Source organism: Bradyrhizobium sp. 141 (genome assembly GCF_023074055.1).
GTDB lineage: Bacteria > Pseudomonadota > Alphaproteobacteria > Rhizobiales > Xanthobacteraceae > Bradyrhizobium.
Genome location: NZ_JADPKR010000122.1, coordinates 1 through 8,948, shown reverse-complemented (window position 1 = coordinate 8,948; position 8,948 = coordinate 1). Strand labels below are relative to the sequence as shown.

The 8,948-nt window shown below is 58.9% G+C and carries 7 protein-coding genes; all 7 read left to right on the top strand.

The genetic code is table 11. The features are described from left to right. Positions 1 to 72: 72 nt before the first annotated feature. The 7 genes from IVA81_RS40260 (at position 73) to IVA81_RS40230 (ending at position 8,515) form a co-directional block, all read left to right on the top strand. On the top strand, positions 73 to 714 hold the full coding sequence (locus tag IVA81_RS40260) for a recombinase family protein (protein WP_247330432.1): 642 nt from the start codon (positions 73 to 75) through the stop codon (positions 712 to 714). Positions 715 to 992: 278 nt separating this feature from the next. Next, positions 993 to 3,188, top strand: a complete 2,196-nt coding sequence (locus IVA81_RS40255) for an acetate--CoA ligase family protein (RefSeq protein WP_247330429.1) — start codon at positions 993 to 995, stop codon at positions 3,186 to 3,188. 324 nt (positions 3,189 to 3,512) lie between these two features. After that, complete coding sequence (locus IVA81_RS40250; RefSeq protein WP_247330426.1) at positions 3,513 to 5,609, top strand: 3-hydroxyacyl-CoA dehydrogenase NAD-binding domain-containing protein; 2,097 nt, start codon at positions 3,513 to 3,515, stop codon at positions 5,607 to 5,609. Positions 5,610 to 5,635: 26 nt separating this feature from the next. Further along, on the top strand, positions 5,636 to 5,959 hold the full coding sequence (locus IVA81_RS40245; RefSeq protein ID WP_247330422.1) for an NAD(P)H-dependent oxidoreductase: 324 nt from the start codon (positions 5,636 to 5,638) through the stop codon (positions 5,957 to 5,959). A gap of 42 nt (positions 5,960 to 6,001) precedes the next feature. Next, complete coding sequence (locus IVA81_RS40240) at positions 6,002 to 6,205, top strand: hypothetical protein (RefSeq protein ID WP_247330419.1); 204 nt, start codon at positions 6,002 to 6,004, stop codon at positions 6,203 to 6,205. A gap of 395 nt (positions 6,206 to 6,600) precedes the next feature. Further along, positions 6,601 to 7,224 carry an ABC transporter permease gene (locus IVA81_RS40235; protein WP_247330416.1) on the top strand — a complete coding sequence of 208 codons (624 nt, stop codon included), beginning with the start codon at positions 6,601 to 6,603 and terminating at the stop codon, positions 7,222 to 7,224. A gap of 466 nt (positions 7,225 to 7,690) precedes the next feature. Beyond that, a complete protein-coding gene (locus tag IVA81_RS40230) occupies positions 7,691 to 8,515 on the top strand; it encodes an enoyl-CoA hydratase-related protein (protein WP_247330399.1) in 825 nt (274 codons plus the stop codon). Positions 8,516 to 8,948 lie beyond the last annotated feature (433 nt).

Genomic DNA, 8,948 nt, shown 5'->3' with positions numbered 1-8,948 from the left:
CCTTCTTGCGTGATTTCGTCATATCCGTGCTCCGTCGGTTCAAACAGAGCAGGACGCTTCACACCTTAACGTTTGGTCCTATTTCCGGGGTCCACTTCAGAGAGCCTGCGCCTTCAATACGCGCTTCGCAAGCGCGCCCGCGAACTCGGATGGCGTGAGGCGGCCATCGACGTGATTGACACCGATCTCGGGTTGAGCGGCGCGTCTACAGCGCATCGTAACGGCTTCAAAGAACTCGTTGGCCGTGTTGGCCTGAGTGAAGTGGGGCTCATCCTGTCGATCGACGTGACGCGCTTGGCGCGTAATTGTACCGACTGGTATCCGCTCCTGGATATCTGTGGTCTGCGTGGCTGTCTGATCGCCGACCGCGATGGTGTCTATGATCCGGGCACTCCCAACGGACGGTTGCTTCTCGGGCTGAAAGGTTCGATCTCCGAGCTTGAGCTACATACGATCCGCAGCCGGCTGACCGCCGGCCTGCTGGCTAAAGCCGAACGCGGCGAACTTGCGGTTATGCTGCCAATCGGACTGATGCGGGACCCGAGCGGCGTGGTCGTTAAGGATCCCGACATGGCCGTGCAAGGGCGGCTCGGTCTCGTCTTCCAGCTGTTCCTGCAACTGCGCAGCGTTGCCAAGGTCATGCGGGCGTTTCAGCCTGGTCAGGCCAATTTCGCGCGACCTTGCGCGAGAAAGCCCAAGGTCATCCGGCGCTGAAATGTGTGTTGCAATTGGAATTTGCTGCGGATGGTTGGCAGGCAGGCGAGCATCTTAGTGGGATGAGCCGACATGCGTCCGATTCCGGCGAGGGACCTATGGATGCACTTGTACACGGATACAAATCCGACGTAACGGCGAGCCTCTGGAGTCAATTCGCAGCGAACCGGCAGACGTTATGGAAAACGATGCGCTACTACAAAAATTGCAGTTTTTTGGCGGGGCGATGCTCGTAAATGCAGCTTTCCTGCGGGGCCGCGAAGATAAGAGTCTAGATCATGAACATGAGCGCAGCTTCTAGTTTGCGGTCGGTCAATGCGATTGATCGATTGTTTTGGCCGGAATCGGTCGCGATTATTGGAGCCTCCCCGAAGGGGGGGTTCGCCACGGATATCCTCAACAACCTGAAAAAGTGGGGATTCTCAGGCAAGCTCGCGGCGGTTAACCCGCGATACGAGGAGATCCACGGCGTTCCGTGTTATCCAAACTTGCGGGCCGTCCCGCACCGCGTCGGACTTGCGGTGCTCTCCGTCCGAACCGATGCAATCCCAGATGTCCTCGAGGATTGCGAGGCGGTAGGCGTAGGTGCAATCCAGATCATCTCGAGCGGCTTCGCGGATAAGGGAGTCGAAGGTGTCGCGAAGCAGCGGCGTTTGGTCGAATGGGCTCAGCGGACAAACATTCCTGTCGTTGGTCCCAATTGCAACGGCCTGCTGAATGCGGCCAATGGCCTGATTGCAAATGGTGTCCCGTTTCGAAGCATGAAGCCTGGCGGCATAAGTGCCGTGCTTCAGAGTGGAATGCTTGTTTCCGCGCTGCTCATGCCATTGTTGGCCCGGGGGATCGGGGTTGGGCGGGTGGTCACTACCGGCAATGAAGCCTGCGTCGATGTGGCAGATTTTATCAATTATCTGGTGGACGATGATGCTACCCGGGTCATTGCCTGCTACTGTGAGCAGCTTAAACGTCCTCTTGAATTCATAAAAGCGTGTGAGCGTGCGGCCGACCGAGGAAAGCCGATCGCGATGATCAAGGTTGGCCGCTCCGAGGGGGCGCGCCAGGCGGCCTTGGCTCATACCGGCTCGCTGGTGGGTTCGGATGTGGCCATCGATGTCTTGCTGAAGAGGCTCGGCGTAGTCCGCGTCGACACGATCGACGATCTCATCGAGACTGCGGTTGCCCTGTCTTCGCCCAAGCGGCCACGCGGCCGGCGCGTCGCGTTCGCATCCGTTTCCGGCGGAGCCAACAGCATACTGTCTGACCTTGCAGAGTCTTGCGGAATAGAATTTGCGCCGGTGTCTCCGACATCAAGGGCGCGACTGGAGGTCCTTTTGCCTGAGTTCGGCAGCGTGGGCAACCCGCTCGATGTGACGGGGCAAGTCGGGTACGATATTCAGAGAATGGAGGAGTTTTTCAACGTACTCGGTACCAGCGGCGACTTCGACGTGGTAGCTTGGGGCGGTAGCTACCCTTCACCTCTTGATATGGGTTCAGGTGTCGGTCTCTCTCTCAAGCGTGCGGCGGAAGCCGCGCCGGAGGTCGTGTTTCCGGTGATGAGCTTCTCTGGGGGGCATTTTTACGCTGCGCCCGACCAGGACAGCTCATCGATTGAGCTCAAAGCTGAATTTCAGGGCATGCCCTTTCTGCAGGGTATGGGAACTGGCCTGAAGGCGCTTTCTGCGCTCATTGGCTATGCTGAATTTCTGCGTGGGCGCAAGTCGAGCAATCAGCTGTCAAAACACTGGGGTCAGCGCAGCGCGCGATACGAGGAGGCTGTGCACCTCCTGCGCGAGGCGGAAGGCGGGGTTTTGACCGAGCGCGAAGGCAAGCGTCTGCTGGCACTCTATGGCATTCCGGTTACTCGTGAAGCGCTGGCAACCGGGGGGGATGAAGCGGCGCGTATAGCGCAGCACTTGACCTTCCCTGTGGTGATGAAGGTCGAGTCGGCCGAAATCCTCCACAAGACCGACGTCGGCGGTGTCGTGCTGAACATCTCCTCACCTGAAGCAGCTGCGGCGGCCTTCGAGCAGATCGTCGCCTCGGTGCGGCTGTGCCGTCCCGAAGCGCAGATCGCCGGCGTGGTTGTGCAAGAGATGGCCAAGCCAGGCACCGAGGTAATGGTCGGCGCCACGTTTGATCCCCAGTTCGGGCCAGTCATCGCCTTCGGTCTGGGTGGCATCTGGGTCGAGGCGCTGAAGGACGTGCGTGTCTTGATGCCGCCTTTCGATGCTGCAGATGTCCAGGCGGCAATCGGCAAACTGCGGGCCGTGAGCGTTCTGCGCGGCGCCCGGGGCGGCGCAAAGGCGGATCTGGACGGACTCGCAGAGTGCATCGTCAAGTTCGGCACGCTGTGCGCCGACTTGGTCGACGAGATCGGCGAGATCGATATCAACCCGATCATCCTCACGGCCGACGGCAAAGGGCTGACCGCGGTCGACTGCCTGATTACTCAGAAGAAGCCCGGAATTGCTTGATGGCGTTGCTGGGAAAAGTTGGCAACGCGGCCACCAGAGAGGCTGCGTGCATCGTAGGATCACTTCCTGGATTGCCGAAGAGCCTGCCCATAAGCGGGTGCTGAACTGGATGGAGCGCCAGGTAGGCTGCCATTGCGGAGCGAGGCAAACGCCGCGTCGGCGATCTTAAAGGTTTCGAGACGGCGGATTGCGGTTCTGATGGTCCAGCGGCCGAAATCGGCGCAGGGGCCGCATTAAGGAATGAGCAAGAGTTCCACAGAGGTACGGCAGTTCTCGCGCGATCGCGCAACGCAAACAATTCAAAACGGTTATAAGGAAAGTGCCATGAGCGAACTGGTTAAGCTAAAACGTCGTGAACGTATTGCGATCGTCACTGCTGACAATCCTCCGGCAAATGAACTGAGCGCCGAGGTCCAACGCAGTCTTCTCAAATGCATCAAGGCTGCGATCAACGACCCCGAAGTGGAGGGCGTCGTATTGGCCTGCGCAGGCCCCACCTTTCTTGCAAGCGCCGCCATCGTCGAACCTGGTAAGCCAGTTGAGGCGCCGGACTCGGACGAATTGTTGGCGGTTATTGAAAACTCGCCAAAGCCGATTGTCGCAGCGATCAGAGGCGATGCGCTAAGTGGCGGGCTCGAGTTGGCCCTAGCTTGCCATTTCCGCGTCGCAACAGAGGGTGCAAAGCTCGGATTTCCCGAGGTCAAGCTTGGCGTTTTACCCAGCGGCGGTGGCACTCAGCGTTTGCCACGCGCGGTTGGACCTGAGCTTGCGGTGAAGATGATCGTCGGCGGCGATCCGATCTCCGCGTGCGAAGCAGCAAAGAATGGACTGATCGACGAGATTGTTGAAAGTCCAGACGCGGGCGGAGAGGCCTTCGTACGCAAAGTCTTGGCGGACAGGCGGCCGCTTCGAAGGCTACGCGACGATAATTCAAAGATTGTTGCCGCAAGGGCCGATCGGTCGATTCTTACCAATGCGATTGCTTCGATGACCAAGCGAGCGGGCCGTCTGGAAGCGCCGTTCGCCGCAGCTGAAGCGGTGGGATGCGCGATCGACTTGCCGTTTGAAGAGGGATTGAGGAAAGAGCGCGAGACTTTTCGCAAGCTTGCGGCGAACGACCAGTCCAAGGCGCTGCGTCATGTCTTCTTCGCCGAGCGTGAGGCTCGCAACATCGTTGACATACCGGCATCGACGAGACCGCGTCCGGTCGAGCGCGTCGCCGTAATCGGGGCAGGCAAGATGGGCGGTGGCATCGCGATGTCGTTTGTGAATGCCGGCATTCCTGTGACCCTGATCGACGTGGACGCAGAGCAACTGAAGCGCGGTTTGGGCGTGATGCAGAAGAACTGGGAAACGTCGGCTGCGCGCGGCAGTATCCCCGCGGATGCACCTGCTAAACGCATGGCGCTGGTCAGCGGCGCAGTAGGCATCGACAACGTCAGGGACGCGGATCTGATCATCGAGGCGGTCTTTGAGTCAATGGCGCTGAAGTTGGAAGTGTTCAGCCAACTCGACACGTTCGCGAAACCCGGCGCGGTACTTGCCTCCAACACCTCATATTACGATATTAACGAAATGGCGAAGATGACCAAGCGGCCGCAGGACGTCCTCGGCATGCACTTCAACTTGCCGGCCAATGTAATGAAGCTCTGCGAGGTCGTGCGCGGTGCGAAAACTGCGCCGGATGCGCTCCAGACCGCAGTTTCCATTTCCTGGAAGATCGGGAAGGTTCCTGTTGTGGTTGGGGTTTGCCACGGCTTCGTCGGAAATCGCATGTGGGATCAGCGCAACAACCAGGTCCAAAAAATGCTCTACGAAGGGGCGCTGCCCCAGCAGGTCGATGGCGTCATGACCAAATTCGGCATGGCGATGGGCCCATTTGCGATGGTCGATCTTTCGAGTCTCGAGGGCAGCTGGCGCATGCGCAAAGAAAGCGGCGAGAAGGCGCCGATTGAGGATGCGCTGTGCGAAGCAGGTCGTTTCGGTCAGAGGTGGGGGAAGGGTTATTACAAATATGAAGCCGGCTCACGGGTCCCGATGCCAGATCCCGAGGTTGAGAAGCTGATTGACGAGACGCTCACCCGGCTCGGTTGCAAGCGCCGTTCCATCAACGACGAGGAAATCCTCGAGAGACTGATATACCCGATGATCAATGAGGGGGCGCGGATCCTCGAAGAGGGCATTGCGGCGCGGCCCGGCGACATTGATCTGGTTTGGCTGTATGGCTTTGCCTGGCCGATCTATCGAGGCGGTCCGATGTATTGGGCTGACCAAGTCGGCTTGGCGCACATCGCCGACCGGCTTACGTTCTATGCCAAGGAAACCAACGATTCCTCGCTTGAGCCCGCGCCGCTGCTAGAGCGGTTGGCCGCACAAGGCAAAGGCTTTGCTTCACTCGCGCCGCACACCAAGGCCGCTTGAGTTTTTCACTGAAGGAATCTGAAACAATGACAACTACAGACACGACGCCAGCAAGCCGAGAGTTCCTCTTCTTGATGACGTCCACTCGTCGTAATGGTAACGCGGAGATCCTGGCGCGACACGCAGCGAGGAGCCTGCCTATCGAGTGGAAGCAGGTCTGGTTACGCCACATCGATCTGCCGATCGATCCCTTTGAGGACATTCGCCATGGCGATAGCCAATATGACTTGCCGGCCGGCAATCTGCGTCCGCTAGCCGAGGCCACGCTATCGGCGACCGACCTCGTATTTGTTGCGCCAACTTATTGGTACGCTCTGCCGACGCACGCCAAACACTATCTGGATCACTAGGCAGCTTGGATGCGGGCGCCCGGACTGGACTTCAAGCCCCGTATGGCTGGCAAGAAGATGTGGGCAGTCACAATCGTCGCTGATCCGGACAAATCCACTACCGTCGCTTTGCTTAAGACGCTCGAGCTTAACGCTAAATACATGAAAACGGACTTCGCGGGCTCGGTTGTCGGCTATGCGAATCGTCCCGGAGACGTGCTTAACGATGCCGAGGCCCTCGCCGAGGCCGAGAAACTCTTTAAGTGAATGGGAGATTGTGCCACCGCCTGAGCGTCTGACTCGGCGCGGGACGCCGGGCGTAAACCGTACGCTGCGCTGAGACACCGAGCAGGTTGATTCGCAATCGGCATTTCGGAGCACACGCAGACGCTGCTGCGGAGCAAGGCTGTCGGTCTTGTTGCTCGTCGTAACGGGAGTTCTTACGCTCCTCTACGAGCGAACACTTAGTGTCGAACCCTCGTCTGGACTTCTTGCGCAGCTAGTCCGCCAAGTCTTTCAGCGTGGACCAATTCACCTCCTGGTTTGGCGAGAGCGGTTCGTCGCGATGCTCTTCCCATCACGTGACTTCCGGAGGGTACCTCTTGCCGGGCTCTCACCACACATTTGTAAAGTGCTGGTCCTGGGTTGTTCTCGGGTGCATCGTGGCCCCAATTTTAGTTATCTTCCCTCTCGCGTTTTCTGGTGAGGCATACCTCCACTTTCCTCCGCAGAAATACTCTCTTCGCTGGTTTGAGAAGTTTTTCTCGCGCGATGACTGGATTGCGCCAACCATCACCAGTCTCAAGGTTGCGGTACTTGCTACGATCGGCGCAGTGGCGGTCGGCGTCCCCGCGGCATATGCGGTCGTTCGCGGGCGCTTTCCTGGCAAAGGACTAGTGTCTGCACTGCTCATCTCGCCGATGATCGTCCCCGTTCTGATCTTCGCTATCGCACTCTATGGCCTATATGCCCGGTTCAATTTGCTCGGCACCGTCGGGGGCCTTGCGTTAGCGCACATTGTTCTTGCAGTGCCGTTTGTCATGGTTACAGTTTCCGCTGGCTTGAAGAGCACCGACGAATCATTGGAGGCCGCGGCTTTGACGATGGGCGCCGGCTCTGTACGCGCGTTCTGGTTCGTGACGCTTCCCGTACTGCGTCCAGCAATCATTTCAGCCGCCTTTTTGGCGTTCGTCACATCATTCGACGATGTCGGTCGTCGCGCTCTTTCTATCGGGTACAAGTGCGAAAATGCTTCCGGTACGGATCTGGGAAGGCATTCGATTTGAGATTGATCCAACGATCGCAGCCGTGTCGGTTCTGCTTATCCTGATCACCATCAGGCTCAAACTCGCCGGCGATTTGCCCGGCAAGAGAGCCCCAAAGTCGAGCATCGTCGGCCATGCGATACGTAGGTCCAACGATCGTGGAGGCTGAACTTATTCAATGTCGCCGTCACAATTGCGATGCTGACGGCAGGTCCGCGCCGTACAACGGCAGCGCTACCAAAAGAGACGAATTCGAGCGCGCGCGGACCGTGTTTTGCAGAAAACCACATTCAGGCTCCGCTACTATCGCCAAAGACAACGCTGTTTGTGCTGCAATGAGCCGGTCACGATCGGCCTCGCGAGTGCAACAACGCGGAGGCCGTTGCGGCTGAACCACGGTGGTGCGTCGACGTCCCGCAGCAATCAACCCGCGAGACGGTAAGATAGAGTTGCCCAGATTTGCACAACGAAGAGATCGGAAATCAGCATGACTGAGAGACAGGAACTCGACACCGGTACAAATGAACTGTTGGCAGAAATCCGTGACGGAGTGGCTGTTCTCACACTTAATCGGCCAGAGGCCCGAAACGCTCTTACGGATCCTATGATCCGCGCATGGCGCGGACTGATCCAGCGGGTCGGGGACGATCCGCGCGTTGTTTCGATCCTCGTGACAGGCGCAGGAGCTACGTTTTGCGCAGGCGGGGATGTGAAAAGCATGAGCAAGAGTGCGACGGCCGCCGAAGCAACATTCGATGAGCGTGTTGCCGCGCTTTGCGACGAACAACGAGCTGTAATTGGAGCGTTGGTTACGGTGAGAAAACCGACTGTCGCTGCGATCGCGGGACCAGCAGCCGGCGCAGGCCTCGCTCTCGCACTTGCCTGCGACATGCGCATTGCCGCGCAGTCAGCAATTATGACTACCGCTTACGCGCGTATCGCCCTGGCCGGCGATTACGGAATCACATGGTTGCTGTCGCGAGTGGTCGGATACGCTCGTGCTCGCGAACTTCTGCTCCTTTCTGAGCGCATCACTTCAGAACGCGCGGAAGCGCTCGGACTTGTTAACCGCGTCGTGCCCGACGCCGACCTGCCGGACCTTGCTTTCCAGCTTGCGGCCTCGCTTGCAGAAGGGGCTCCGGTCGCGTTCCGCCTGATAAAGGATAACTTGGAGCATGCCGTCAACTCCAGTCTGGTGGAGTCCTTGGACTACGAGGCTAGGAACCACATCATGGCGAAACTGACGCTCGACTACAAGGAGGGAGTGCGCGCGTTCAGCGAGAAGCGCAAGGCCTCCTTTGGGGGGCGTTGATGCGGGAGCGCGGTACTTTGGGCAGTCCCAGTAGACTCGGAAGCATCCGTCGCCGCCCGTTCTGTGGGCGGCGGCGCAGCTCAACTCTAGCGCCATTCCGTAACTGCTAAACGACCCGCGTGCTGGAGAGCCCCCCTCAACGAGAGCGCCTTCTCCTCTCAGTGGACATGCCTGAGCCTAGTCTGGTGGTCGCGTCCACAAGGACGGCCGGCTCAAGGCGTTCCTTGGCGCCGTCTCGATAGACATGGGGCAAGCGATGACACCTCACTACCAAGCGATTGCGAATGCGTCGACCAGACCTCGTTCGTGGATACGCATGAGCATCTAGTTGAGGGTAACCGGCATGAGGCCCCCACCTCGCCATCGCGAGGTTCGCCTGCGATACAGCCTGGCATGAGCTGATCGGTGGAGGTGAAGCGATGGCAAATGCCAT

What these genes read in the sequence shown, in the direction of transcription:
- IVA81_RS40245 (WP_247330422.1), top strand. Translation starts at nt 5,636, where the DNA reads ATGACAACTACAGACACGACGCCAGCAAGCCGAGAGTTCCTCTTCTTG.
- IVA81_RS40240 (WP_247330419.1), top strand. Translation starts at nt 6,002, where the DNA reads ATGGCTGGCAAGAAGATGTGGGCAGTCACAATCGTCGCTGATCCGGAC.
- IVA81_RS40255 (WP_247330429.1), top strand. Translation starts at nt 993, where the DNA reads ATGAACATGAGCGCAGCTTCTAGTTTGCGGTCGGTCAATGCGATTGAT.
- IVA81_RS40230 (WP_247330399.1), top strand. Translation starts at nt 7,691, where the DNA reads ATGACTGAGAGACAGGAACTCGACACCGGTACAAATGAACTGTTGGCA.
- IVA81_RS40250 (WP_247330426.1), top strand. Translation starts at nt 3,513, where the DNA reads ATGAGCGAACTGGTTAAGCTAAAACGTCGTGAACGTATTGCGATCGTC.